General features: G+C 67.2%; 22 protein-coding genes. 12 read left to right on the forward strand and 10 right to left on the reverse strand.

The window, feature by feature from the left end:
* Window positions 1-54: 54 nt before the first annotated feature.
* The 3 genes from U4Y88_RS25385 (at window position 55) to U4Y88_RS25395 (ending at window position 3,605) form a co-directional block, all read left to right on the forward strand.
* Window positions 55-765, forward strand: a complete 711-nt coding sequence (locus tag U4Y88_RS25385) for a TerC family protein (protein ID WP_321787201.1) — start codon at window positions 55-57, stop codon at window positions 763-765.
* Window positions 766-1,087: 322 nt separating this feature from the next.
* Entirely contained in the window at window positions 1,088-1,573 is a 486-nt protein-coding gene (locus U4Y88_RS25390) for a pilin (RefSeq protein ID WP_253074438.1), read from the forward strand.
* A gap of 229 nt (window positions 1,574-1,802) precedes the next feature.
* Complete coding sequence (locus tag U4Y88_RS25395) at window positions 1,803-3,605, forward strand: PglL family O-oligosaccharyltransferase (protein ID WP_321787204.1); 1,803 nt, start codon at window positions 1,803-1,805, stop codon at window positions 3,603-3,605.
* Window positions 3,606-3,752: 147 nt separating this feature from the next.
* Here U4Y88_RS25395 and moaC read toward each other — a convergent pair whose 3' ends face one another.
* The gene (gene moaC, locus U4Y88_RS25400; RefSeq protein ID WP_224016474.1) at window positions 3,753-4,241 is read right to left on the reverse strand and encodes a cyclic pyranopterin monophosphate synthase MoaC; all 489 of its coding nucleotides are present in this window, start codon (window positions 4,239-4,241) and stop codon (window positions 3,753-3,755) included.
* 280 nt (window positions 4,242-4,521) lie between these two features.
* Between moaC and U4Y88_RS25405 the strand changes: the two genes are divergently transcribed.
* A complete protein-coding gene (locus U4Y88_RS25405) occupies window positions 4,522-6,558 on the forward strand; it encodes a M48 family metalloprotease (RefSeq protein WP_415774498.1) in 2,037 nt (678 codons plus the stop codon).
* A gap of 10 nt (window positions 6,559-6,568) precedes the next feature.
* On the opposite strand, the gene U4Y88_RS25410 is transcribed toward U4Y88_RS25405, so the two are convergent.
* The 5 genes from U4Y88_RS25410 to U4Y88_RS25430 all read right to left on the reverse strand — a co-directional run bounded on the left by U4Y88_RS25410 (window position 6,569) and on the right by U4Y88_RS25430 (window position 10,784).
* Window positions 6,569-7,204, reverse strand: a complete 636-nt coding sequence (locus U4Y88_RS25410) for a DUF2946 family protein (protein WP_321787206.1) — start codon at window positions 7,202-7,204, stop codon at window positions 6,569-6,571.
* Window positions 7,197-8,312 carry a hydrolase gene (locus tag U4Y88_RS25415; RefSeq protein WP_405044949.1) on the reverse strand — a complete coding sequence of 372 codons (1,116 nt, stop codon included), beginning with the start codon at window positions 8,310-8,312 and terminating at the stop codon, window positions 7,197-7,199. Before U4Y88_RS25415 ends, U4Y88_RS25410 begins: the two co-directional genes overlap by 8 nt.
* Window positions 8,313-8,527: 215 nt before the next feature.
* Window positions 8,528-8,974, reverse strand: coding sequence for a nuclear transport factor 2 family protein (locus U4Y88_RS25420; RefSeq protein WP_224016470.1), 447 nt, complete (start codon window positions 8,972-8,974; stop codon window positions 8,528-8,530).
* Between the two features lie 230 nt (window positions 8,975-9,204).
* Window positions 9,205-10,230, reverse strand: coding sequence for a lipopolysaccharide heptosyltransferase II (waaF, locus tag U4Y88_RS25425; protein WP_224016467.1), 1,026 nt, complete (start codon window positions 10,228-10,230; stop codon window positions 9,205-9,207).
* Window positions 10,231-10,589: 359 nt separating this feature from the next.
* A complete protein-coding gene (locus tag U4Y88_RS25430) occupies window positions 10,590-10,784 on the reverse strand; it encodes a zinc-finger domain-containing protein (RefSeq protein ID WP_224016465.1) in 195 nt (64 codons plus the stop codon).
* Window positions 10,785-11,504: 720 nt separating this feature from the next.
* On the opposite strand from U4Y88_RS25430, the gene U4Y88_RS25435 reads away from it, so the two are divergent.
* Window positions 11,505-12,704, forward strand: coding sequence for a phosphoglycerate kinase (locus tag U4Y88_RS25435; protein WP_321787208.1), 1,200 nt, complete (start codon window positions 11,505-11,507; stop codon window positions 12,702-12,704).
* Here U4Y88_RS25435 and U4Y88_RS25440 read toward each other — a convergent pair.
* The gene (locus U4Y88_RS25440) at window positions 12,701-13,144 is read right to left on the reverse strand and encodes a hypothetical protein (protein WP_321787210.1); all 444 of its coding nucleotides are present in this window, start codon (window positions 13,142-13,144) and stop codon (window positions 12,701-12,703) included. The genes U4Y88_RS25435 and U4Y88_RS25440 overlap by 4 nt on opposite strands.
* Between U4Y88_RS25440 and pyk the strand changes: the two genes are divergently transcribed.
* The 7 genes from pyk (at window position 13,143) to U4Y88_RS25475 (ending at window position 21,654) form a co-directional block, all read left to right on the forward strand.
* The gene (pyk, locus tag U4Y88_RS25445) at window positions 13,143-14,579 is read left to right on the forward strand and encodes a pyruvate kinase (protein WP_224016454.1); all 1,437 of its coding nucleotides are present in this window, start codon (window positions 13,143-13,145) and stop codon (window positions 14,577-14,579) included. The genes U4Y88_RS25440 and pyk overlap by 2 nt on opposite strands.
* Window positions 14,580-15,046: 467 nt before the next feature.
* Window positions 15,047-16,111, forward strand: a complete 1,065-nt coding sequence (gene fba, locus U4Y88_RS25450; RefSeq protein ID WP_224016449.1) for a class II fructose-bisphosphate aldolase — start codon at window positions 15,047-15,049, stop codon at window positions 16,109-16,111.
* Between the two features lie 198 nt (window positions 16,112-16,309).
* Window positions 16,310-17,200 (forward strand): phosphoribosylaminoimidazolesuccinocarboxamide synthase, encoded by an 891-nt coding sequence (locus tag U4Y88_RS25455; protein WP_224016447.1) that lies wholly within the window; start codon window positions 16,310-16,312, stop codon window positions 17,198-17,200.
* 76 nt (window positions 17,201-17,276) lie between these two features.
* Window positions 17,277-17,795, forward strand: a complete 519-nt coding sequence (purE, locus tag U4Y88_RS25460; protein WP_224016444.1) for a 5-(carboxyamino)imidazole ribonucleotide mutase — start codon at window positions 17,277-17,279, stop codon at window positions 17,793-17,795.
* 196 nt (window positions 17,796-17,991) lie between these two features.
* Entirely contained in the window at window positions 17,992-19,209 is a 1,218-nt protein-coding gene (locus tag U4Y88_RS25465; RefSeq protein ID WP_321787212.1) for a 5-(carboxyamino)imidazole ribonucleotide synthase, read from the forward strand.
* Window positions 19,210-19,223: 14 nt separating this feature from the next.
* Complete coding sequence (locus U4Y88_RS25470) at window positions 19,224-20,285, forward strand: L-threonylcarbamoyladenylate synthase (RefSeq protein WP_321787214.1); 1,062 nt, start codon at window positions 19,224-19,226, stop codon at window positions 20,283-20,285.
* 139 nt (window positions 20,286-20,424) lie between these two features.
* Window positions 20,425-21,654 (forward strand): Fic family protein, encoded by a 1,230-nt coding sequence (locus U4Y88_RS25475; RefSeq protein WP_321787216.1) that lies wholly within the window; start codon window positions 20,425-20,427, stop codon window positions 21,652-21,654.
* Window positions 21,655-21,745: 91 nt separating this feature from the next.
* Here U4Y88_RS25475 and U4Y88_RS25480 read toward each other — a convergent pair whose 3' ends face one another.
* The 3 genes from U4Y88_RS25480 to dacB form a co-directional block, all read right to left on the reverse strand.
* Window positions 21,746-23,002, reverse strand: a complete 1,257-nt coding sequence (locus U4Y88_RS25480) for an SGNH/GDSL hydrolase family protein (protein ID WP_224016434.1) — start codon at window positions 23,000-23,002, stop codon at window positions 21,746-21,748.
* A 117-nt stretch (window positions 23,003-23,119) separates the two neighbouring features.
* Window positions 23,120-24,037 (reverse strand): sterol desaturase family protein, encoded by a 918-nt coding sequence (locus U4Y88_RS25485; protein ID WP_321787218.1) that lies wholly within the window; start codon window positions 24,035-24,037, stop codon window positions 23,120-23,122.
* A gap of 505 nt (window positions 24,038-24,542) precedes the next feature.
* On the reverse strand, window positions 24,543-26,363 hold the full coding sequence (gene dacB / locus U4Y88_RS25490) for a D-alanyl-D-alanine carboxypeptidase/D-alanyl-D-alanine-endopeptidase (protein ID WP_321787220.1): 1,821 nt from the start codon (window positions 26,361-26,363) through the stop codon (window positions 24,543-24,545).
* Window positions 26,364-26,425: the final 62 nt, after the last annotated feature.

Consider the following 26,425-nt stretch of genomic DNA (forward strand, 5'->3'; position numbering starts at 1 on the left):
CTTTTTTATTTGGCGCGCGTTTTTTCCGCGCGCGCAGCCTAACTTCCCGCATTCATGCTTGAGTTCTTCGCGACGCTCCACTGGGGCGCTGTCATCCAGATCATCGTCATCGACATTCTGCTCGGTGGCGACAACGCCGTCGTGATCGCGCTGGCCTGCCGCGATCTGCCGGCGCAGCAGCGCCTGCGCGGCATCCTGTGGGGCACTGTGGGCGCGATCGCGCTGCGCGTCGTGCTGATCGCGTTCGCCGTCGTGCTGCTCAACGTGCCGCTGCTCAAGTTCACGGGCGGGCTGTTGCTGCTGTGGATCGGCGTGCGCCTGCTCGCGCCGTCGCATCTCGAACACGCCGACGTGAAGCCCTCGGACAAGCTGCTGGGCGCGATCAAGACCATCATCGTCGCCGATGCGGTGATGAGCCTCGACAACGTCGTGGCCATCGCGGGCGCGGCCGAGGCAGCCGATCCGCGTCATCGCATTGCGCTCGTGATCTTCGGGCTGATGGTCAGCATTCCGCTGATCGTCTGGGGCAGCCAGCTCGTGCTGAAACTGCTCGACCGCTATCCGGTGATCGTCACGCTGGGCGCGGCGCTGCTCGGCTGGATCGCGGGCGGCCTGATCATCAACGATCCCGCCGGCGACCGCTGGCCGCTGCTCGATACGCCGGTTGCCGAATACGGCATGTGCGTGGCGGGCGCGATGTTCGTGGTGCTGGCCGGCCATCTGCTCAGACGCCGCAACGCGCGGCGCGCGCAGGGCTCGCATTGAGCGCCTGAATGCCGGCACGCGCAGGATAGGGCGCGCTGAATCTGACGGCACACGCCGACAGCGCCGCGCCTAAGCCATCCGGCCGACTGCCGCGCGCGAGCGCTCGCCAATACGATCGAAACGCCTGCTCACCCTCCGGTGGCAGGCGTTTCCCGTTTCAGGAGCCCTGACGATGATCGTTTCCCTGCTTGCCTCGACGGCCTTCGCGCGCAACGCGCTGGCCGCACATCGATTCGCCCCGGTCGCGCGGTTCGCGCATGTTCTACGCTTTGTCCGCTTCGTGCGGGCGTGCGCCGCGCGCGGCTTCACCCTCATCGAGCTGATGATCGTGCTCGCGATCGTCGGCGTGATCGCGGCCTATGCCATCCCTGCCTATCAGGACTATCTCGCGCGCAGCCGCGTGGGCGAGGGCCTGGCGCTTGCCGCTTCGGCGCGCCTTGCGGTGGCGGAGAACGCCGCGAGCGGCAATGCCTTCGACGCGGGCTACAGCGCGCCGCCGGGCACGCGCAACGTGACGTCGGTGCTCGTGGACGACGCAACCGGGCAGATCACCGTGAGCTTCACCGCGCGCATCGCGCCCGAGGGCAGCAACACGCTCGTGCTCGTGCCATCGGTGCCGGACAACGCCGATGCGCCTACCGCGCGCGTCGCGCTCGCGCAGGGCGCGGTGCAGGGCGGCACGCTCACGTGGGAATGCTTCGCGGGCGGCAAGACGGCTTCGTCGCTCGGCGCGCCGGGTGCGGGTCCGGCACCGGCCGATGCGGCCACGCTGCCCGCCAAGCTCGCGCCGCCGGAGTGCCGCGCGTGAGGCGTGCGCCGGTGAGGCTATGGTGTGAGCCCTTCACGTGAGCAGCGCGCCTGAGCCCGATGCGCGAGCGAGGCGCATGAACAAAATGCACCAAGCCCGCGCAAAAACGGCAGCTGAGCGGCAACTGAGCGGAAGCTGGCGAGTGTGCGGGCGGCATTTGCTTCGCCGCCGCCCGCACAGGGACGGAAAAGTTTTGTATAGTGCGCCGTTGCTGACGCCCCCGATCCCCATGCCTTCTCCATTTGCGCGCTACCTTACGTTCGTCTTGCTGGCTCTTGCGTTGACGCTGCCTTATGCGGTCGTCAACCACACCTATCCGATCCCGACGTTCTACGCCGAATTCACCGCGCTGGCGCTCTACCTGCTGGTGGGCGCGGGCGTCTGGATGCTGGTGCGCTCCGCGCGGCCTGTCGTCGACTTTGCCGTGCCCGCGGTCGCGCTGGTGCCGTTCGGCTTCGGCTTGCTGCTCGTCGTGCAGACCGCGGTGCTGCACGTCGCGCAGCCGTCGATGAACTGGCTCGGCGCCGGTTATCTGCTGGCGGCCTTGATGGCCGTGCTCGCCGGTTACAGCATCGCCCGCGTCGGGCTCGTGCGCACCGCCGTGGTGTGGGGTTCGTGGGCGCTCGTGATCGGCGGCCTGTTCTCGGTGTTCTGCCAGGTCATCCAGTTGCTGCATCTGGAAACCAAGGTCACGCCGCTCGTCGTCGCCTATAACGTGCAGTTCCAGCGCCGGCCGTTCGGCAATATGGCGCAGGCGAACCACCTCGCAACCTACATCGCCTTCGCGATGGCGGCGGCGCTCTATCTCGTGCAGACGCGCCGTCTGAACGTGCTGCTCTGGGGCGTGCTGTCGGCGATCTATGCGGGCGGCCTCGCGCTCACCGTGTCGCGCGGACCGTGGCTGCAGATGGCGGTGATCGTCGTGGCGGGGCTCTGGATGGCGTTGTCGGCGCAGCGCGGCGTGCGTGCCGAGGACGGCGCGGCGAGCATGAAGGGCGGGGCGCGCGCGTGGATCGTGCCGGTCGTGCTGGCGGTGATCTTCTTCGGCATGAACGCGTTCGTGCGCTGGGCCAACGTGCACTATCAGCTTCAGCTCGACCAGTCGGCCGCCGACCGCATGAAGGACGCGAGCCAGATCGCGCCGCGCCTCGCGCTGTGGCACTACGGTCTTGCGATGTTCAAGGCGCATCCGCTGCTGGGCGTGGGCTGGGGCGATTTCCCGATCCACCAGTTCGAACTCGCGCGCACGCTCGGCGGCGTCGAGATCGCCAACAACTCGCACGATATCTTCATCGACCTGCTGGCCAAGACCGGCGTGGTCGGCTGCGGGATCGTCGTGATCGGGCTGCTCGCGTGGTTCGTGCGCTCGCTGCTCGCGCCGCATACGCCGGAGCGCATCTTCGGCTTCATGCTGACCGGCGCGCTCGTCATGCATGCGCTCGTCGAATATCCGCAGCAGTACATGTTCTTCCTGCTGCCCGCGATGTTCGTGTTCGGCCTGTTCGAAACGAAGCGGCTGCGCATCGTGCCGCCGACGGTCGTGATGGGCGTGTACGCAGTGGTGGTGTTCGGCGGTATCGCGTCGCTGTGGCCGGTGATGCGCGACTACAACCGCGCCGAAGTGCTTTACTACGGCTCGCATCCGGCGCAGCAATACGCCGATGAACCGTCGTTGCTGTTCAGCGCGTGGGGCGACTACGGCATGGCCACGCTGATGCCGATGAACGCCGCCAATCTGCCCGCCAAGCTCGCCGCGCATCAGCGCGCGATTGCGCTGCTGCCGGGCGAAACGGTGCTGCGCCGCTATGCGGTGCTGCAGGCGCTCGACGGCAATACGGAAGGCGCGTTCGACACGGTCGAGCGCCTGAAGATTTTCGCGCAGGAACTGCACGACTGGCCGACGCAGCTCGCGGCGCTCTACAGCCTCTGCGAGAACGAGCCCACGCTCGACGGCTTCAAGGCCGATCTGCTGAAGAAGTACGGCAAGCCGCCGGCGTCCGCCGAAGAGGATGACGACGATTCGGACGATTAATCGACTGGATCGACAGCGGGAGTGAAAAACGGCGAACCGAGGTTCGCCGTTTTTTTCGTGCGGATTTTTGCGCTATGGCTTTGCGCTTCGGCTTTGGCCCGCGCCAAACAGGTTCCGCGTGAATCGGCGGATCAGCGGATCAGCGGATCAGCGCGTCAGCGGTTCCGCGACCCAATCCCCCGACTTCCCGCCGTGCTTTTCCATCACGCGCACATCGGTGATCGTCATGCCGCGATCGACGGCCTTGCACATGTCGTAGACCGTCAGCAGGCCGACCTGCACAGCGGTCAGCGCTTCCATCTCCACGCCGGTGCGGCCGAAGGTTTCGACCTGCGCCGTGCAGTGCACGCCGGGCAGCGTCTCGTCGAGCGCGAAATCCACCTTGACGCGTGTGATCGCGAGCGGATGGCACAGCGGAATCAGATCGGCGGTGCGCTTTGCGCCCTGGATCGCGGCGATGCGCGCAACGCCGATTACGTCGCCCTTTTTGGCGTTGCCGTCGCGCACGAGTGCGAACGTCGCGGGCAGCATGCGAATCGTGCCGCTGGCCACGGCGATGCGTTGGGTTTCGGCCTTGCCGCCGACGTCGACCATGTGTGCGTCGCCTGCGGCGTCGAAATGCGTGAGTTCGGGCATGGTGGGCTCCTGGCTGAATGGCGCCGACGACGTGCGCCGACGCGGCTTGCCGATAATGTGCGCTAAAACGCAAACTCAGTCGCGCACGCAGACGTGCGCGCGAGAAGGGCGCTTATCTTAGCAGCGCGGGCGCAGCATGATGCGCCACCATGAAAGCGGCTTCGAGGGCGGGATCGCGCGCCGTGCCGGGCGACTGCCGGGCTACAATCGGCGCGTGGCTGGCTGCCGCGCCAGCGTCCGCTTTGCGATTTGCCCGACTTGCTCTGCGTTCCCGACATCGATGCCCCTGAAACGGCTCCTTGCTGTCTGGTTGTGCGTCTCGCTTGCGGTCCCGCCGCAGGTGTCGGCGTCGGGTGCGCAAGCGTCGGCAACGAACACGGCAAACACGACAAGCGTGGCAAACACGATAAACGCGGCGCCTCCCGCCGCCGTGCTCGATCTGCGCGCAGCCGATCTCGCGCGTTCCACCGCGCCCGCCACGCCCGCCACGTCCACCACGCCCGCCGGTACTTCCCTTGCTGCCAACGCTTCGGGCGCATCCTCGCCATCGACATCGCACGCCTTAAGCAACGTCACGCTGGCGCCCAACGCGCCGGCGCTCGTCAACGGCCCGCTCGACGAGGTCGGCGACGTCGCCTTGCCGGCCTCCATCGCGCAAGGCGTCTTCGGCACCTACGGCGGCGCGCAGTCGCGTCTGGGCGAAGTCGAATCCGCGCATCCGCCGGGCGCGGGCGTCTACGGCGGTTCCGGTGCGCGCGCGAGCGCCTGGGTGCCGCAATTGCCCGACCTCGGCGACGGCTCGGGCGGCACACTCACGCCGCAAGCCGAGCGGCGCGTCGGCCTGCGCGTCATGCGCGACATCCGGCGCGACCCCGACTACATCGGCGACTGGCTCGTGCTCGACTATCTGAACGCGGTCGCGGAGCGGCTCGCCGCGTCGGCGTCGGCGCAGTTCATCGGCGCGTATCGGCCCGACTTCGAAATCTTCGCGATGCGCGACTATCAGATCAACGCGTTCTCGCTGCCGGGCGGTTTCATCGGCGTGAACTCGGGCTTGATCATCGCGACGCAGACCGAGTCCGAGCTGGCTTCCGTGCTCGGCCACGAGATGGGTCACGTGTTGCAGCGGCACATCGCGCGCATGCTCACGCAGAGCGAGCACAGCGGCTACGCGGCGCTCGCGGGCGTGCTGCTCGGCATTCTCGCGGGCGTGCTCGCGCATAGCGGCGACCTCGGCAGCGCGATCGCGCTCGGCGGCCAGGCCTACGCCGTCGACAGCCAGCTGCGTTTTTCGCGCGCGGCCGAGCACGAGGCGGACCGCGTCGGTTTTCAGCTGCTCGCGGGCGCGGGCTACGACCCGTGGGGCATGGTGGCGTTCTTCGAGCGGCTCGAACGCGGGTCGATGGGCGACGCGGGCGTGCCCGCCTACGCGCGCACTCATCCGCTGACCGGCGAGCGCATCGCCGATATGCAGGAGCGCGCGCGCCGCGCGGCCTATCGTCAGCCGCACCAGGCGCCCGAGTACGGTTTCGTGCGGGCGCGCGTGCGCGTGCTGCAGAACCGCTCGCGTCACGAGTATCTCGATGAAATCACGCGTCTGCGCGCCGAAATCGACGACCGCACGGCGCTCAACGTGGCCGCGAACTGGTACGGGATCGCGGTTGCGCAGACGCTGATGGAAAACTACGACGATGCGGCCCAGTCGCTCGCCACGGCGCGCGCGGCGTTCGCCCGCTTCGAGGCCGCCGACGATGGCGAGCGTGGCCGGGCGAGTGGTTTGGTGAGCGGCCCGGCGACTCGCGCGACGACTCGCTCGGGGAATGTCACCGCGACTGGCGGCAAGACGTCCGCCAAATCGCGCAGCACGCCGAGTCTCGACGTGCTCGCCGCCGAGATCGCGCGCCGCGCGGGCCGCGCCGACGACGCGATCCGCCTCGCGCAGGACGCCCATGCCGCATGGCCCGCGTCGCACGCGGCCACCGACGGCTTGCTCCAGGCGCTGCTCGCGGCGCGACGATTCAAGGAGGCGCAGACGCTCGCGCGCGACGCAACGCAAGGCGAGCCGCGTCAGCCCGCGTGGTGGCAGTACCTCGCGCAGGCGAGCGCGGGCTGTGGCGATGCGCTGACGCAGCGCCGCGCGCTGGCCGAGAAGTTCGCGCTCGACGGCGCGTGGCCATCGGCGATCCGGCAGCTGAAGGAGGCGCGCGATATGAAATCGGTGGGCTTCTACGATCTGTCGACGATCGACGCGCGCCTGCACGACTTCGAGGCGCGCTACAAGCAGGAGCGCGCGGAGGAGAAGGACAGCAAGATCTGAGCGCGCGGGCTTATTGCGCGGCGTTTGTGGCCTTCGCGGCTTTTTCCGCGTGCTCGGGACTGGGCACGAAGGCGAAGCGCGACGGCACGTCGGCGCGCGCGAGGGTTTGCAGCGGCAGCGGCGCATCGGTGCGCCAGTGGAAGGTGCCGCTCTGGCCGTCGTCGGCGAGCGTCGCGTGTTCGGCGAACAGGCCGAGATCGTGATCGTGCAGCAGCGCCACGCGCGGCACGTGGCCCAGGCCGCCCGCATCGGCGAACAGCACGCTGCCGCTTTCGTCGATGAACGCCGCCACCGGCTCGAACGCATGGCCGGTGTGATCGGTGAGCGCGAGTGCGCCGTCCACGCCATCCACGCTGGGCGCGCGGGGCACATTCGCGAGGCGCACGACCCACGGCGCGTATTCGAGCTCGACGTAGACGCATTGCGGGCCGTTCTGGAAGAACCACTGGCCCTGGTCGTCGCGCTCGTAATTGCGGTTGATGAAGGCGATCAGCGCTTCGTGGCGGATCGGCGTGCCGGGCGCGCCGGCGGCCTGATCGGCTTCGTCGCGCAGACGCCAGTGGCCGCGCGCATCGAGGCGCAGCCAGCCGGTGCAGCTGGGAACGTTGGGCCAGCGCGCGAGCGCCTGTTTGACGATGTCATCCATAAATGCGGGAGCCTGACTGCGAGATTGACGGCGAGGTTGGCAGAAACGGCGAGAGATAGCCGGTCACGCGCTGCGCGAGCCACTCGCTGCGGCCCGGAAACGGCCCCGTCATGAAGCCGACGTGGCCGCCGCGTTCGGGCTGTTCGAGTTCGACGGCGTCGCTGACCTCGTGGCGCGCGGGCAGCACGTGGCCGGGCAGGAACGGATCGTTGCGCGCGTTGAGCAGCAGCGTCGGCACGGTGATTTCGCCGAGCTTCGGGCGCACCGTCGCCTGGGTCCAGTAGTCGTGCGCGTCGCGAAAGCCGTGCAGCGGCGCGGTGACCACGTTGTCGAATTCGTACATGTTGCGGCAGGCGAGCACGGCGTCGGCGTCGAACAGGCCCGGAAACTGGTCGAGCTTCTGCAGCGATTTCACCTTGAGCGTCTTGAGGAAGCTGCGCGTGTAGATGAGGCCGAAGCCGCTCGCGAGCATCTTGCCGCCCGCGTGCACATCGAGCGGCGCGGAGATAGCGGCGGCCGCGCGAACGACGCGCCGCGCGTCCTCGCGCTGCTGGGCGAGCCAGTGCAGCAGCACGTTGCCGCCGAGCGAGACGCCCGCCGCCACGAGCGGTCCCGTGTGTCGCGCGGCGAGGCGGCGCAGGACCCAGTCGACTTCGGCGGCGTCGGCGAGATGGTAGAAGCGCGGCAGCAGGTTCATCGGCCCGCTGCAGCTGCGAAAGTGCGGGATCACGGCGTGCCAGCCGCGCGCGTGGGCTTCGGCCGCGAGCGCGCGCGCGTAATGCGAGCCGGAGCCGCCTTCGAGGCCGTGGAACAACACGAAAAGCGGGGCGTTGGCGCGGGCGTCGGCGGGCGCGTCGAACCAGTCGAGTTCGATGAAGTCGCCGTCGGGCGTGTCCCAGCGCTCGCGCCGGTAAGCCGGCGTGGGCAGGCGCGAGAACAGCGCGGGGATGATGGTTTCGATATGCGGGCCCGCGAGCCAGAACGGCGCACGGTAACTGGAGGGAAAGGAGCCGGGCGCACCGCGCGCGTCCGACATGCCGTCAAGGGCTGTGACGGCCGCCTTGCTGGCCGCGTCGTAGTTCGCCGCTTCATCGCCGGTCGTGCTCATGGCCTTCCCCTTCTTTCGACTGCTGCTTTCTTTCGTCGCTTCTTTGCCGCTTCTTTGCCGCTTTTGTCTGTTTATCTGGCTGCCCTGCCGGTCGTGACGCCGGTTGTCGTTCAAGCCGCGCGTTGCTTCGCGTGGGTGATCCGCTTCGCTTCAACCACGCCCAACTCAATCCACCGCGCCACCAGGCTGTCCCGGCCTGTTCCGGCCGGTTCGCGTCAGTGCAGCGCGCCCTGGCCGTGGCGCAGTTTCGCGGAGAACTGGCTGGCGGCGTCGTCGGGCATACGGCTCGCGTGAATGTGCGCGATGCGCCACTCGCCGCGTTCATGAACCATCACGTAGGTCGTGAAGACCATCGCCGGGATCGCATTCGGATCGACCGGCCGATGTGCTTCCACGATCGCGTAGACCACCGTGCCCAGGCTGTCGTAGACGCGGATGTCGAGCGGTTCGATCGACACCGGCGCGGCTTCGAGCTCCGTCGCGAGGCCCGCGCGGATGTCCGGCAGACCGTGCAGATGCGCGCCCTCGGCGGTGATGCAGCTGACGAATTCCTCGTCGATCCACAGGCCCATCAACGCGTCGATGTTGACCTCAGCGACGGCCTGATAGTAGGCGTTGAGAGTGTCCGCGGCGGCTTCGAAGATGTGGGCAAAACGTGGCATGGCTCGTTGATCTGATGCGCTTCACGCGCGGGTTGGCGTTGGCTTCGACGCGCCGCGCGCGCCGTTTCGTGTCGCAGCCGCGAGCATGCGGCCCTCGCGAGACAGGCCTGTGACGCGCTGCGCCTGCGCGATACCTGAATTGGGCGCGCCGGCAGGGCGCGGCGTCGGTGGCGTGCCGCACACACGCGCTCGCGTTGCGCAGGTGGCGAACGCGGCGCGCGGTACGGCGTTCAGCGCTGGGCGACCAGCATGCCGCGCAAATCGTCGAAGACCTGTTCGGGGCTCAGTTCGCGCAGGCAGTTCAGATGCCCGAGCGGACACTCGCGCGCAAAGCAGGGGCTGCAATCGAGATGCAGCCATTGTACCTTTGCAAGCTCGGACAAGGGCGGCGTGTGGCGCGGATCCGTCGAACCGTAGATCGCCACCAGCGGGCGGCGCAGCGCGGCGGCCACGTGCATCAGGCCCGAATCGTTGGTGACCACGGCGCTCGCGCGCGAGATCAGCGCGCAGGCCTCGCCGAGCGCCGTCTGGCCGCACAGATTGCGGACATTCGGCGCCTGGTCGGCGATCGCCTGAGCGAGCGGCGAGTCCTTGGGCGACCCGAGCGCGATGATCTGCGTGTACGGGAACGACTGGCCGACCATGCGCGCGAGCGCCGCGAAATGCTCGGGCGGCCAGCGCTTGGCGGGGCCGAATTCCGCGCCGGGGCAGAACACCAGCAGCGGCACGCGCGTATCCAGATTGAAGCGCGCGGAGACCCGCGAGGCTTCGTTCGGATCCGATTCCAGACGCGGCAGCGGCAGGTCATCGGGCGGATTCGCGCCGGGCGCGTAGGCGAGCGCCGCGTAGTGCTTGACCATCGGCGGACGCGTGTCCTTGGGCGGATTCGCGTGGCGCACGTTCAGCAGGCCGTAGCGGCTCTCGCCCGTGTAGCCGATGCGCAGCGGAATGCTGGCGAGCCACGGGATCAGCGCGGATTTGAGCGAATTCGGCAGCACATAGACGGCGTCGTAGCGCTCGGCGCGCAGATCGCCCGCGAGCTGCCAGCGGCGCAGCAGTTGCAGCTTGCCGTGGGCGAGGTCGGTGGCGTAGACGTCGCGGATCTCGGGCATGCGCTCGAGAACGGGCGCAACCCAGGTAGGCGCAAGCGCATCGATCTGAATGCGCGGATGCAGTTTTACGAGCCGCGAAAAAAGCGGCTGCGCCATCAGTGCGTCACCGATCCAGTTCGGTGCGATTACCAGCGCGCGGCGCATCGGGAGTCAGGGTCCAGGAATTACAAAGGCTGCGAGCGCGGGCCGTGCGGATCGAAATCGGCAGACAGGCCAGGCGCGCGTAGCGCGGTTAAAAAAACGACGCGTCGAGCGCGTCGATGAGTGTGAACGCCGGCACGCCCGGGCACGCCGCAAGGGCGCACGGGGCGGTCAGGCTTCATTGTGCGATAAGACGGGGGCTGGCGGCGAGCGGTGCCGGATCGCCGGGCCAATCGCGATGAAACCGCGCGGAGGTCGCCGAGGGATGCCGCGGCAAAACCGCGAGGAATCCCAAACGTCGGCCGCGTGCGTCAAGGCGAACGCGGCCCGAGCCGCGTCAGCGCCGCCAGAATGCGCCGGCCTCAGTGGCCGTGCACGACCTCGCCGTCCTTCAGCTTGTAGCGCGTGCTGCAATACGGGCACTTCGCTTCGCCATGCGTGACGTCGATAAAGACGCGCGGATGATTGCTCCAGCGCGGCATCGACGGATTCGGGCAATAGGCCGGCAGGTCCTTGGCTTTCAGCTCGACCAGCGGCATTTCCTTGAGTTCGCTCATGAGGATGATTCTCTGTGTAGCAGTGGGGGCGCGGGTTCGTGGGGATCTGGCGCGAAACCGTCAGACCTGCGCGAGCCCGTGCGCGTAATTCTCGTTCTTGCCGGAAACCCCGTCGAAGCACGCCGGCTGTAACCCGATCTCAGCGTCTTGATCGTCGTTGTGCCCATGCCGCGCGCCAGCGTGATGACCGTGTCGCGCACCGTGCTCCGCGCGCACGAGGCAGGCGGGAGGCAAAGAGATTTATTTTAACGTCATTTGACGCCCTCCAGCGCGGCCGCGGGCGCTTGCGACGGGCTTTCGGCGCGATGTCGCCCCGGTTTCAGCCGGGATTGGCGAAAGATCCGAACAATATTGCGCGAAGAAATTCATTCGACAGCGAATGTTGCGTCGCAGCATCCGCCGATGCCTTGCGTGCTCTGCCAATGCGCGGACCCGTCCGCCATGACGGCGCGCTCAGCGTTCTCCCAAATACGCGAGATTCGCCGATGCACGTCCCGGATCATCCTGGCTATCGGCTAAAATACCGATCTCGCAATTCGATGCCGGCTCGCGCCGAGCGCCGAGCAAGCGACCCGCGGCGGCGCCTGGAGACGGCAGCCGCGCGGATCCCGCGCCGCGCCCGTCGCGCCTTAGCCGCCTGGCTGCCCGAAGCAACGTTTCGGCGGCCCGCGGACCTGCATCGTCTTGTCACCGCCTTCCCACCATCAAGATGACATGTCCATGAACAAGGTTCTGCGTCTTTCCGATCTGATCTCCGAAGGCAAGCTCAAGGGCAAGCGGGTGTTCATCCGCGCCGACCTGAACGTGCCGCAGGACGACCACGGCAACATCACCGAAGACACCCGCGTGCGCGCCTCCGTGCCGGCCATCAAGGCCGCGCTGGATGCGGGCGCCGCCGTCATGGTCACGTCCCACCTGGGCCGCCCGACCGAAGGCGAATTCAAGCCCGAAGACTCGCTCGCGCCGGTCGCGAAGCGTCTGGCCGAACTGCTCGGCCGCGACGTGCCGCTGGTCGCGAACTGGGTTGAAAACGGCGTGAACGTCGAGCCGGGCAACGTCGTGCTGCTCGAAAACTGCCGCGTCAACAAGGGCGAGAAGAAGAATTCGGACGAGCTGTCGCAAACGATGGCGAAGCTCTGCGATATCTACGTGAACGACGCGTTCGGCACCGCGCACCGCGCCGAAGCGACCACCTACGGCATCGCGAAGTACGCGGGCATCGCCTGCGCCGGCCCGCTGCTGGCCGCCGAACTCGACGCGCTCGGCAAGGCGCTCGGCGCGCCCAAGCGCCCGCTGGTGGCGATCGTCGCCGGTTCGAAGGTCTCGACCAAGCTCACCATCCTCAAGTCGCTGGCCGACAAGGTCGATCAGCTGATCGTCGGCGGCGGCATCGCCAACACGTTCATGCTGGCCGCGGGCCTGAAGATCGGCAAGTCGCTGGCCGAAGTCGATCTCCTCGACGACGCCAAGGCGATCATCGACGCCGCGCGCGCCCGTGGCGCCTCGGTGCCGATCCCGACCGACGTCGTGACGGCCAAGGAATTCTCGCCGACGGCCAAGGCCGAAACGAAGAACGTGGCGGATGTCGCCGACGACGACATGATCCTCGACATCGGCCCGGTCACGGCCAACGCGCTCGCCGCGCAGCTCGCCCAGGCCGGCACGATCGTCTGGAACGGCCCGGTCGGCGTGTTCGAGTTCGACCAGTTCGGCAACGGCACGAAGACGCTCGCGGATGCTATCGCCAGCTCGGGCGCGTTCTCGATCGCCGGCGGCGGCGACACGCTCGCGGCCATCGCGAAGTACAACATCGCCGACAAGGTCAGCTACATCTCGACCGGCGGCGGCGCCTTCCTCGAATTCCTGGAAGGCAAGAAGCTGCCGGCGGTGGAAGTGCTCGAAACCCGGGCGGCCGGCTAAATGGCGCCGCGCGCCCCGGCCGGGAAGGCCACCAACAAGCTTCCTCGTGCCAACGCGCAGAAGCCGCGCGTGGCAACCGGGGCCGCCGCCAGGCAGAAACCGACGAAAGCGGGGGGCACGCCCCTCGCAGGCACGGTGCGGGCGGGCGCGACGCCCGCAGCCGATGCCGCTCTTGAACCGACGTCAGCGCCGACCGCTGAATCGCGCGCGACGCCGGTGAGCGAACCGAATTCCCCCGCCGGACGCATAGCCACGTCCGCCGGGCAAACCAACATGAATCGCGCCGCCACCGTCATCCAGACGGCAGCGGCGTCCTCCAAGAAAGCGACGCCGGCCATGACCGGTGCGCGTTCCGGCGCGTCCGCCTCTGCGGCGCAGCCGGCCAGCCCTTCTCGCAGCAACGGTTTTCCCAGCGATCCTTTCCAGACGAGGAGACTCATGCATCGCGCCACCAAGATTGTCGCCACCATCGGTCCGGCTTCCAGCACGCCGGACATCCTGCTGAAAATGATCCGCGCAGGATTGGACGTGGTGCGCCTCAACTTCTCGCACGGCACCGCCGACGACCACCGTCAGCGTGCCGAAACCGTGCGGGAGTGCGCCCGTCAGGCCGGCCGTGAAGTCGCGATCATGGCCGATCTGCAAGGCCCGAAGATTCGCGTCGGCAAGTTCGAGAACGGCAAGACGACGCTCGAGCCGGGTCAGCCCTTCATCCTCGACGCCGAATGCGAACTCGGCAACGACGAGCGTGTCGGTCTCGACTATAAAGACCTGCCGCGCGACCTGAAGCCGGGCGACGTGCTGCTGCTCAACGACGGCCTGATCGTGCTCGATGTCGCGCGCGTGATCGGCAGCGAGATCCACACGATCGTGAAGATCGGCGGCGACCTGTCGAACAACAAGGGCATCAACCGCCAGGGCGGCGGCCTCACGGCGCCCGCGCTGACGGCGAAGGACATGGAAGATATCCGCACGGCGATGTCGCTGGCGGTGGATTTCGTCGCCGTGTCGTTCCCGAAGAACGCCACCGACATGGAAATGGCGCGCCAGCTCGCGAACATCGCGGGTGCGCCCTACGGCGTGAAGCCGAAGATGATCGCGAAGATCGAGCGCGCCGAAGCCATTCCGGCGCTGCAGGAGATTCTCGATTCGTCGGACGGCATCATGGTCGCGCGCGGCGATCTGGCCGTGGAAGTCGGCAACGCCGCGGTGCCGGCGCTGCAAAAGCGCATGATCCGCATGGCGCGCGAGTCGAACAAGCTCGTGATCACCGCCACGCAGATGATGGAGTCGATGATCCACGCGCCGGTGCCCACGCGCGCCGAAGTCTCGGACGTCGCCAACGCCGTGCTCGACGGCACCGATGCGGTGATGCTCTCGGCCGAATCGGCGGCGGGCAAGTATCCGGTGCAGACGATCGAAACGATGGCCGCGATCTGTCTGGAAGCCGAGAAGTCGGAGCACAGCGAGCTGGACAAGGATTTCCTCGACCGCACCTTCACGCGCATCGACCAGTCGATCGCCATGGGCGCGCTGTTCACGGCCTACCATCTGGGCGCGAAGGCCATCGTCGCGCTCACGGAATCGGGCTCGACCGCGCTGTGGATGTCGCGTCACTGGACCCATGTGCCGATCTTCGCGCTCACGCCGCGCGTGGGCAGCGAGCGCGCGATGTCGCTCTACCGTAACGTCACGCCGCTGCATCTGGACACCAGCAGCGACCGCGACACGGCGCTCCAGCAGGCGATCGAAGTGGTCGTCAGCAAGGGCTATGCGTCGCGCGGCGACATGGTCGTGCTGACGGTCGGCGAGCCGATGGGCCAGCCGGGCGGCACGAACACGCTGAAGATCGTCCGCGTCGGCGACGTGCTGTAAATCCGCCGCGATTTTTTTCGCTTTATTTTCGAGACTGCGCGCTTTTCGGCGGTTTTTTGCCGGTTTTTGCCGATCCGGCGTGCGTCTCGAAGCGCGAAAAATAAAAAAATCCGGCGTGCGCCGACTGGTATCACATTGGTATCAGATCGGCGTTAGATAGGTGCTGGATAGGCGCTAAATCGCAGCAAAATCCCCGCATTTTCCCCGAAATTGCAGTCTGCGCGCAGATGAGGCGGCGCGCGGGCTGTCAATTCTTTTTGCATCTTCTCGCCGATCTGACGTTCCGATACGCCAATTTCATGCCAGTTACGCGATCGGCGCGGGAATTGCAGTGGCTTCGCGATAAAATCACGGCATTGAGCCCGCGTCGCGACACGCGGGGCGGCGGCTGCCAGGCCGCCCACGACCGGCTGCGCAAGACGGCCGGCGGCACGAAGCAATTCGTTTCAAATCAAAGGAGTAGCACAATGCCTCTCGTTTCAATGCGTCAACTGCTCGACCACGCGGCCGAGAACGGCTACGGCTTGCCGGCGTTCAACGTGAACAACCTGGAGCAGGTTCAGGCGATCATGGAAGCGGCGAACCAGGTCGGCTCGCCGGTGATCATGCAAGCCTCGGCAGGCGCGCGCAAATACGCAGGTGAACCGTTCCTGCGTCACCTGATCGAAGCCGCGGTCGAGTCGTTTCCGCATATTCCGGTCGTGATGCACCAGGATCACGGCCAGTCGCCGGCGGTCTGCATGGCAGCGATCCGCAGCGGTTTCACCAGCGTGATGATGGACGGCTCGCTCGAAGCCGACGGCAAGACGGTTGCATCGTACGAATACAACGTCGATGTGTCGCGTAAAGTCGTGGAAATGGCGCACTCGATCGGCGTCACGGTGGAAGCGGAACTGGGCGTGCTCGGTTCGCTGGAAACCATGAAGGGCGACAAGGAAGACGGTCACGGCGCCGAAGGCACGATGACGCGCGAGCAGCTCCTGACCGATCCGGAGCAGGCCGCCGACTTCGTGAAGCTCACGCAGTGCGACGCGCTGGCGATCGCCATCGGCACCTCGCATGGCGCGTACAAGTTCTCCAAGAAGCCCACGGGCGACATCCTGTCGATCCAGCGCATCAAGGAAATCCACGCGCGCATTCCGAACACGCACCTCGTGATGCACGGTTCGTCGTCGGTGCCGCAGGAACTGCTGGCCGAGATCCGCGAATTCGGCGGCGACATGAAGGAAACGTACGGCGTGCCGGTGGAGGAGATCCAGGAAGGCATTCGTCACGGCGTGCGCAAGATCAACATCGACACCGACCTGCGTCTGGCGATTACGGGCGCGATCCGTCGCTATATGTACGAAAATCCGTCGAAGTTCGACCCGCGCGACTACCTGAAGCCGGCTCGCGAAGCCGCCAAGAAGGTTTGCGTGGACCGCTTCCTCGCGTTCGGCTGCGAAGGCCAGGCTGGCAAGATCAAGCCGGTCTCGCTGGATGCGATCGCCGCGAAGTACAAGTCGGGCGAACTCGCGCAGATCGTCCGCTAAGCGGTGGTCGCGCGGGGCGCGCCAGCCAGTCCGGCGCGCGCCCGCAGCGAGTTGCAACGTCGCCGTTTCCGCCAGTTTCGGGGGAACGGCGATGAGCTTTTTAGCGGTTTTTAGTTTACCCTCGCATTACTTTCCGGATTCCGGCCGTCCGCGCCGGTCCCGCTTCCGTTTCGATTGTTCTTTTAGCGAATCACGACGATGTCTACCCTCTACGAATCCACGCTCCGCTCGCTGCCGCTTCTGGGCCGCGGCAAGGTCCGCGACAACTACGCCGTGGGCGACGACAAGCTGCTGATCGTCACCACCGACCGTCTGTCGGCGTTCGACGTCATCATGGGCGAGCCGATTCCGCGCAAGGGCGAGGTGCTCAACCAGATGGCTGACTTCTGGTTCGAGAAGCTCAAGCACGTCGTGCCGAACCACCTCACGGGCGTCGCGCCCGAAACCGTGGTGGCCGCCGACGAAGTCGAGCAGGTCAAGGGCCGCGCCGTCGTGGTGAAGCGCCTCGAACCGATCCTCGTCGAAGCCGTGGTGCGCGGCTATCTGGCCGGCAGCGGCTGGAAGGACTATCAGGCAACGGGCGCCGTGTGCGGCGTCGAGCTGCCGCCGGGCCTGCAAAACGCGCAGAAGCTGCCCGAGCCGATCTTCACGCCCGCCGCGAAGGCCGAAATGGGCCATCACGACGAGAACATCACGTACGACGAGATGGAGCGCCGCATCGGCACCGAACTCTCGCGCACGATCAAAGAGATCTCCATCAAGCTGTACAAGGAAGCCGCCGACTACGCGGCGACGCGCGGCATCATCATCGCCGACACCAAGTTCGAATTCGGTCTGGACAACCACGGCCAGCTGTTCCTGATGGACGAGGCGCTCACCGCCGACTCGTCGCGCTTCTGGCCCGCCGACCAGTATCAGGTGGGCTCGAACCCGCCGTCGTTCGACAAGCAGTTCGTGCGCGACTGGCTCGAAACCCAGGACTGGGCGAAGGAGCCGCCGGCACCGAAGCTGCCGGAAGACGTCGTCGAAAAGACCTCGGCCAAGTATCAGGAAGCGCTCGAGCGCCTCACGGGCCAGAAGCTGGCCTGAGGCCTAAGGCTGATGTACGCGGATGGCGGTCGCTTGAGGCCGCCATCGCAGTGAATAGAAGGAAGAAGGAAGCACAATGAGCGAAGTTCAGACGGCTCACCAGCATGCGGCACCCCTCGTCGGCGTGTTGATGGGTTCCAGCTCCGACTGGGAAACGATGAAGCACGCGGTCGCGATCCTGCAGGAGTTCGGCGTGGCGTACGAAGCCAAGGTCGTCTCGGCGCACCGCATGCCCGACGAGATGTTCGAGTACGCGGAGAAAGCGCGCGAGCGCGGCCTGCGCGCGATCATCGCGGGCGCGGGCGGCGCGGCGCATCTGCCGGGCATGCTGGCGGCCAAGACCACGGTGCCGGTGCTCGGCGTGCCGGCGGTCAGCAAGTATCTGAAGGGCGTGGACTCGCTCCATTCGATCGTGCAGATGCCCAAGGGCGTGCCGGTCGCGACCTTCGCCATCGGCGAGGCGGGCGCGGCCAATGCGGCGCTGTTCGCCATCTCGATGCTGAGCGTGACCGACCCGGAATACGCGAACAAGCTCGCGGCGTTCCGCGTGCGCCAGAACGAAGCGGCGCATGCGATGGTGCTGCCGGCGCTCTGAGCGTCGTGCCTTAAGTGCTGAAATTGGCGCAGATCGATGTGATTTGACGTCATTTGAAGTCTTGTTGCTCCATCGGGCGCCGCCTGAAGTGACACCGTCGAAGGCCGGCATCGCGTCCGGCCTTCGACGTTAAACCCCCGGACTGGACCGCGCGACGTACCCCACGCGCCGCGGCCAGCCGCGACCGACCACGAAGATGACTCCTGACAATTCTCCGGTTTCACCGATCCTGCCCGGCGCCTGGCTGGGCATGGTGGGTGGCGGCCAGCTCGGCCGCATGTTCTGCTTTGCCGCTCAGGCGATGGGCTATCGCGTCGCCGTGCTCGACCCGGACTCGACCAGCCCCGCAGGCGCGGTCGCCGACCGCCATATTTGCGCCGCCTACGACGATGAAGCCGCGCTGACCGAACTCGCGCGCCTGTGCGCCGCGATCTCGACCGAGTTCGAGAACGTGCCCGCCGCGAGCCTCGACGCGCTCGCCAAATCGACCTTCGTGAGCCCGGCCGGACGCTGCGTGGCCGTCGCGCAGGACCGCATCGCCGAGAAGCGCTTTATCGCGGCGTCGGGCGTGCCGGTCGCGCCGCACGTGGTGATCGAGTCGTCGCAGGCGCTCGCCGGTATCGACGACGCGACGATCGCCGCCGTGCTGCCCGGCATCCTGAAAACGGCGCGCATGGGCTACGACGGCAAGGGCCAGATCCGTGTGACGAACGCCGATGAAGTGCGCGAGGCGCATGCGTCGCTCGGCGGCGTGCCGTGCGTGCTCGAAAAGCGTCTGCCGCTGAAGTTCGAAGTCAGCGCGCTAATCGCGCGTGGCGCGAACGGCGCGGCCGTGGTCTATCCGCTCGCGCAGAACACGCACCGCAACGGCGTGCTGTCGCACACGATCGTGCCCGCGCCCGACGCGAGCGAGGCGCTCGTCAAGCAGGCGCAGCAGGCAGCGCTGCAGATCGCGGCGAAGCTCGGCTACGTGGGCGTGCTGTGCGTGGAGTTCTTCATCCTCGAAGACGGTTCGCTGGTCGCCAACGAAATGGCGCCCCGTCCGCACAACTCCGGCCACTACACGACCGATGCCTGCGCGACGAGCCAGTTCGAGCAGCAGGTGCGCGCGATGACGGGCATGCCGCTCGGCGACACGCGCCAGCACTCGCCGGCCGTGATGCTCAATATTCTCGGCGATGTGTGGTTCCCGGCCGGCGCCGGCGAGGCGAAGGCGCAGAAGGGCGCCGCGCCCGTCACGCCGCCGTGGGACCAGGTCGCGGCGATGCCCGCTGCGCGCCTGCATCTGTACGGCAAGGAAGACGCGCGTCCGGGCCGCAAGATGGGCCACGTGAACTTCACCGCGCCGACGCTCGACGAAGCCCGCACGGCCGCACGCGATTGCGCGCGTCTGCTGCATATCGTCACGAGCTGAGGACGCTGCGCATCATGTCCGACCAGCCGCATTCCGCCGCTTCTTCCGCGGTTTCGTCCGCAGTTTCGACATTGACCGATGCCGATATCGAGCACGCCGCCGCGCTGCTCGATGCGGGCGAACTGGTCGCGTTTCCGACCGAGACCGTCTACGGCCTCGGTGGCGATGCGGCGAGTCCCGAAGCCGTCGCGCGCATCTATGCCGCGAAGGGGCGTCCCGCCAACCATCCGGTGATCGTGCATCTGCCGCCGGGCGGCGATCCGCAGTATTGGGCCGCCGAATGGCCGGAAGCCGCGCAGAAGCTCGTCGACGCGTTCTGGCCCGGCCCGCTCACGCTGATCGTCAAGCGCCACGCGCGCATTCCCGATGCGGTGAGCGGCGGGCAGGATTCGGTGGGGCTGCGCTGCCCGTCGCATCCGGTCGCGCAGAAGCTGCTGGCGGCGTTTTCGGCGCGGCGGGGCGGACATGGCGGCGTCGCGGCGCCGTCGGCGAACCGCTTCGGCCATGTGAGCCCGACCACGGCGCAGCACGTGCGCGACGAGTTCGGCGCGGCGGTGCATGTGCTCGACGGCGGCGCGTGCGACGTGGGCATCGAATCGACGATTCTCGATCTGTCGCGCGGCTTCCCGGCGCTGCTGCGTCCTGGCCACGTGAGCCCGCACGATATCGCGCGCGTGCTGGGCGAGGCGCCGCGTCTGCCCGATGGTTCGGACGCCACGGCGCCGCGCGCCTCGGGCACGCTCAAGGCGCACTACGCGCCGCGCACGCCGCTGGCGTTGCAGCCGTTCGAGGCGCTGGAGCCGCAACTCGCGGCCGCGCGCGACGCGGGCGAGACGGTCGCGCTGGTGGCGCGGGCTTCGCGCGCGGGTGCGTGGGCGCAGGCGGCCAACGTGCATTTCGTGGCCGCGCCGGAAGAACCGCAGGCGTATGCGCGCGAGTTGTATGGCTTGCTGCGCGCGCTCGATCGGGCGAATGTCACGCGCATTCTGATCGAGAAGCTGCCGGAAACGATCGAGTGGATCGCTGTGAATGATCGACTCGGGCGCGCGGCGGCGGCGTTTGAGGCGCAGGAGTAGGGTGGGCTTCGGCTGTCACGGATTTAGTCGCCATGGCTGTCGCCATGGTTGAGCTATCTCTATGTGAGGAAAGGGAAATCGCGGATAGAATGCAAATTTCCTAGCCGCCACCGCACGCGCCAGATCCGGGCTCCGCTCCATGCATCCGACCGCAAGTCGCTACGCTTACGACCAGCCTCACCAGATGCAGCCGCTAATGCCCGGCGAGCATCGTCTGGATGTATTGCGCCCGCGCGCGGCGCAAGTCGTCGCCGAGTCGGGGCAACTGGCCGCGCAAGGCATGCCGCGCTTGCGCACCTTGTTGCGCGAGGCGCTGCGGCCGATGAATTCCTACTACACCAACAAGATCGAAGGGCAGCATACCGAGCCGCTGCTGATCGAACAGGCGTTGCAGCGCGACTTTTCCAGCCAGCCGGACGAGGCGCGCCGACAACGTATCGCGCTTGCCCATATCGAAACCGAACGCTGGAGCGAGGCGGCATGGCCGCAGTTCGATTCCGCGAGCCACTTCGCTCCCGTCACCGTTCGCGACATCCATCGCCATTTGCACGCCCAGCTTCGTCCCGACGATTTGCAGCAAAAGGACGACGAAGACCGCATGATTGCTGTCGATCCGGGAGAGTGGCGGACGCGCGGCGTTCAGGTCGGACGTCATATCCCGCCCGATCCCGCTGCGATTCCTGCCTTTATGGACGCATGGCAGGCCGGTTACCAGTACGCGCGCGCCGGCGAAACGGCGCTGATTGCCTTGGGAGCCGCGCATCACCGTTTGACGTGGATCCACCCTTTCCTCGATGGCAACGGCCGGGTTGCGCGGCTACATACGCATATCGGGCTTGCCGGACTTGGCTTGACGCATGGCTTGTGGTCGCCGATGCGCGGTTTTGCGCGCTCGCAGCCGCAGTACTACGCGGCGCTTGTCGGAGCCGATCAGCCGCGCAAGGGCGATCTGGATGGGCGAGGCAATCTGAGCGAAGCCGGGCTCGTCCAGTTCATCGACTATTTTCTCGATATCTGTCTCGATCAGATTGGCTTCATGCGCGGCATGCTCGACCTGGGTGCGTTCGAGATGCGGCTCGCACAGATGCTGGCAGCGCTCGCCCAGAGCGCCGACACGCGTTTCCTCCGCACGGAAGCGGCGATGCCGCTCGCCATGCTCGGTACGGTCGATTCCATCGATCGCGCGCGTTTCAAAGCCATGACCGGCCTCGCGCCCCGCACCGCTGACCGCTTGCTGGCGGAGCTGCTCAAGATCGGGATCCTCGATTCGCCCAGCCCACGCGGCCCGCTCGAACTGGCACTACCGCTCTCGCTTTTCCGCTGGTTGTTTCCGCGTTTGTGGCCCGAAGCGGAGGCCACCGGGACTTGAGCCTGCATCGCTGCCTATGCCTGCCCAAACAAAAAGCCCGGCTTTCCAAGCCGGGCTTTTTTTCGCCCTCAAACAATGCAGGGCGTCGAACTTACTTCCCAAGCCCCTTGCTCGCAATCGTCTGCTCGACGTATTGCGCGAACAGCGCATGCGTATGCGTGCTCGGGTGGACCGTGTCGGCGAACACATAGGTCTGGTCCGCGTTCGCCACCGTGTAGCTCTGCGGCGAGCAGAACAGCGACGACTGGAATTGCTCGCCGTACTCCGCGGCCGTCATGCCGTTTTGCAGCACTTGCGGATACTTCTGCGCGTAGGCCGTGGCGTTCTGCGCCATCAGCGTCAGGTTACAGGCCGTGCCGGTGTTGGTGACCGTGAAGCCATTCGCCTGGGCGTTCGGCAGCACGACGGTGTCGAGCCACGTGAACGCATCGGCGAGGATCACCGCGTTCGAGCTGAGCGCCGAGGCGAGCGCCGTCTCGACGATGCCGTTGTACGCCGCCGTGATGCCGGTCAGCAGCGCGGCCGCGCCGGCGGACTTCGCGTTCGCGGCCACGCCGAGCGGCGTCTGGCCGATATCGGGCACGGTCATGAAGACGACGTGCTTGCCGCCCGCCTGCAGGATGGTCTGAATCTGCGTGACCATCGCGACGGCCGCCTGGTAGACCTGCGCGTTGTTCTTCTGCAGGTAGGCGGCGATGTACTGCACCTGGCCCGCCTGCGTGTTCGGCAGCTTGCCGGCTGCAACGTAGGTCGGGTAGTCGGTTTGCAGCGCCGTGGCCAGCGCCGTCAGATTCGCCGTCGTCGCGTACTGGAAGATGTCGTTCGCGCCGCCGTTGATCAGCACGAGCTGGCCGTCGTTGAAGCTCTTGTAGGTGCTCAGGTAGTTGCTCACCTGCGTCTCGACCGGCACGGTCGTCGCTGCCGCGTTGTTCGCCGCCCAGCCTTCGCCTTCGGGGAAGGCCGCGCTCACGTCCGAGCCGCCCTGCGCGTAGCCCAGGCCGCCCGTGGCCGTGAGCGGCAGGCCGAAGCCGCCTTCGTAGGCCGGCGTGATGGTGCCGCCGTAGTATTCCGCGATCTTCTGCACCCAGATCTCGCCCGGGTTCGTCGTGAACTTGCCGCCGCCGAAGCCCGGCAGGATTTGCGGCGAGTAGGTGCCGACGTCGGAGAGGCTGTCGCCGAACGACACGACCTGCAGTTTCACGCCGCCCGCCGGCGTCGTGCTCGCGCTGCTGCTGTTGTCGTCGCCACCGCCGCCGCCGCACGCGGCGAGCAGGGCGAAAGCGGCGCTCGCGAGAGCGATCTGGGTGGCGCGCAGCAGCGTACGGTGTCTCGTTCCTTGGTGCTTCATATTCACTTCATCTCCGTGTTTTGTGGCTTGATGGCCACTGCTTCAATGCAAACTGCCGGTCGAATCTGGCTTCTGTGCTTCGTTCCCCGTTCCCTGTCCGGCAGCCTGCGCAATCTCCTAAGGCTCGCGCGGCTCGCGCTCACGCCCGCTGGTGTGGTCCATCGCGGCGCTTTGCGCGGCGAGCGCGAGATCGTGGCGCGCGCACCAGTCGGGCGGCGCGAACAGCGCAGCAAGCCGCGTGCGCCAGTCCGGCATGCGCGCGCAGTCGCGCGCCATTGCGATCCATTCGTGAAAGCTCGCCTTCAGCGGGTTATCGGTGTCGAGCGGCTTGACGATGCCGTAGACGGGCGGCTCGTGCGCATCTTCCTCGACGTAGCTGCCGAACAGCCGGTCCCAGATCGCCAGCACGCCGGCGTAATTGCGGTCGATATAGCGCTCGTTGCGCGCGTGATGGACGCGATGCATCGACGGCGTGTTGAACACGTATTCGAGCCAGCCGAGTTTCCCGATGGCCTGCGTATGCACGAAAAACTGGAACGCGAGATTGACGAGCACGATGCTGACGATCTGCATCGGCGTGAAGCCGATCACGGCGAGCGGAATCCAGAAAATCCACATGCCCGCGACGGGATACATCAGGCTCTGGCGGAAGGCGGTGGAAAGATTGAGGCGCCCCGACGAATGATGGACGACGTGCGCGGCCCACAGCCAGCGCACGCGATGGCTCGCGCGGTGAAACACGTAGTAGAGCAGGTCCTGCGCGATGAACAGCACGAGCCACGCGAGCCAGCCGGGATGCCAGTCTGTCAGTCGCCAGTGGCGCCAGACCCAAGCGTAGACGGGAATCGCGACGAGCCACGCGAGCTTGTCGGCACCCTGGTGCATGAGCGCGAGCGCGGCGTTGCAGAGCGTGTCGGGCCAACTGTAGAGGGCCGCGCCGGGGCGCGAGCGGGCGAGATGCCAGGCTTCCCAGCCGATGCAGGCGAGAAACACGGGCGCGAGCGCGAGCAGCAGCCATTGTGCGTCGAACTGCACGAACGTCGTCCTCCAGGTCCCGTGTGCGGCGCTGGCGCCGCGTTGTTGTGTGTCTCGTCTCCAGAGAGCCGTCGCGGTCCCTTCCCGGTGCAAGAGGGCGTACGCGCGGCCGCCGGTGCGCGACGCATCAACTGACGCGCTACCGGACTTTGCCCGTCAGGGTACACGCGTGCGACGCGCGACGCTCGGGGCTTTGCTAGAGGAAATCTTCGAGGCAGGCCGCCGCGCGGGGCGTGGGCGGCGCGTGTCGCAACGTGAGATACGAGGATGCCGCATGCCGCCGTGACGTGCGCCGAGGGCGGCTTTTGCGAGCAGGAAAACGGGGCGCAACGTCGCGAACCGTGGCGCGAGCCGCGCTGCGGCCCGCTTGCGCGCGCGTTATGCGAGCGGTTTGCGAGTGTTGCGCGAGCGCTCGGGAAAGCGCTCAGAGAAGTGCTCAGGACAGCGGACGGAACGCCGTGGCGGCGCGCCGTCCGCGCGCGCCCGATGCGCGCTCAGCTCACGCTTATTGCGCGGCGTGGTGCTTCTTCGCGGCCTTGCCGGACGCTTTGGCCGACGTCTTCGCGGACGCTTTCGCCGAAGCCTTCGCGGGCGCCTTTTCCGAGACCTTATCGGACGTCTTGCGGCCCACCGTTTCGCTGACGCGCTCGACCTTCACGCCTCTCACGGCGTGGCCCGCGCGCGACGCCTTCGACGCCTTGCGCGGATGCGGATCGACATACACCGGATGCTCCTCGGGCATGCCCTTGTAGACCCATTCGAGCAGCGCATCGTGAGCGGCGCGCGCGCCTTCCGCACGCGGATCGTTGATCAGGCTCACGACGATCCAGCTCGAACCGTTCTCGGCGGCCACGTAGCCCGCGATCGCGCGCACGTCGCGCAGCGTGCCGGTCTTGATGTGCGCGTTGCCGCCCACGCCCGCGTTGGTGAGGCGGTTGCGCATCGTGCCGTCGACGCCCGCCACCGGCAGCGAGTCGATGAAGACCTGCGCGACCGGGCTCGCGTTCGCCGTCTGCAACAGGTTCGCGAGCGAGAGCGCGCTGATGTGCTCCTCGCGCGACAGGCCGCAGCCGTTGTCGAGCACGAGTTCCGGCATCGAGAGGCCGTTGCGGTGCAGGAAGTTCGTCACCGCCGATGCGGCCTTCGCCGTGGTTGAAGGCGGCTTGCCCTCGACGGCGCCGAGCGTGAGGAACAGATTGCGCGCCATCACGTTGTTGCTGAATTTGTTGATGTCGTGCACGACGTCGCCGAGCGGCGGGCTCTGGTGCACGGCCAGCAGGCGCGCGCGCGGCGGGACCACGCCTTCGTGCGTCGTGCCCGCGAAGCTGCCGCCCGCCTGTTGCCAGAGCGCGAGGAAGCCGTCCGCGAAGAAGGTCGAGTGATCGACGGGCGCGGCCATGTTGAGCGTGCGCGCGCCGCAGCGCATCGCGTAGCTGCCGTCGAAGCTCGCGGTGACCACGCCGTTCGCGCCGGGCGTGACCTGCGGGCTCGGCAAGATGCCGCGGCACGCGCCGGGGCGCTCGTGGATCTGGTTGTCGATCTGCCATTGCGCGACCGGCGGCACCACGTCGATCGACACGCCTTCGCGCGACGGCGAGAACGTGAAGGACACCGATTTGAACGCGTACATCAGCGGATCGGGGCCGACGTTGTAGGGCGCGCTTTCGTCGCCGTCGAACGAGGGCAGGTCGCGCGTGGACGGATCGAACTCGCTCTTGTCGAGCACGAGCGCGCCGTCGATGCGCGTGATGCCCGCCGCGCGGATCTTCTGCACGAGGTCGATCAGTTCTTCGGGCACGAGCTTCGGATCGCCGGTGCCCTTGATGTAGAGATTGCCGTGCAGCGTGCCGCTCGCGTCGACGTCGCCGTCGGTGTAGGCCGAGGTCTTCCAGCGGTAGTCGGCGCCCAGCATCGCGAGGCCGCTCCAGGTGGTGACGAGCTTCATGGTCGAGGCGGGCATCATCGGCTGGCCGGCGTTGACGGCCAGGCTCGGCTGACGGTCGCCGACTTTTTCGATCACCACGCTCACCGACGAAAGCGGCACGTGCGCGCGTTCGAGCCCCGCCATCACCGAAGGCGGCAGCACGGTGCTGACGTTCACGGTCGGCGTGCGCCCTTCGGTGGGCTGCGCCCAGGCGGCGGGCGCGGCGCAGAACGCGGCGCTCAGCGCGGCGCAGACGAGCGTGAGCGACAGCGTGCGGCTCGCCGTGCGGGCGGGCGTGCTTGTGGATTTGAAGCTGGCGGCCTGGCGCGACGGCAGGCGCCAGAAGCGGCTCAGGGAGCGAACGGAGCGAAGAGAGCGCGGGGACGACGAAACGGGCGGCATGAAATGCGTTGGGCGAGTGCAGGCAGTGGCGGGCAGTGCAGGGCCGCGCGCGTGGCGAGCGC

This window comes from Paraburkholderia sp. J94, from assembly GCF_905220285.1.
Taxonomy (GTDB): domain Bacteria; phylum Pseudomonadota; class Gammaproteobacteria; order Burkholderiales; family Burkholderiaceae; genus Paraburkholderia; species Paraburkholderia tropica_A.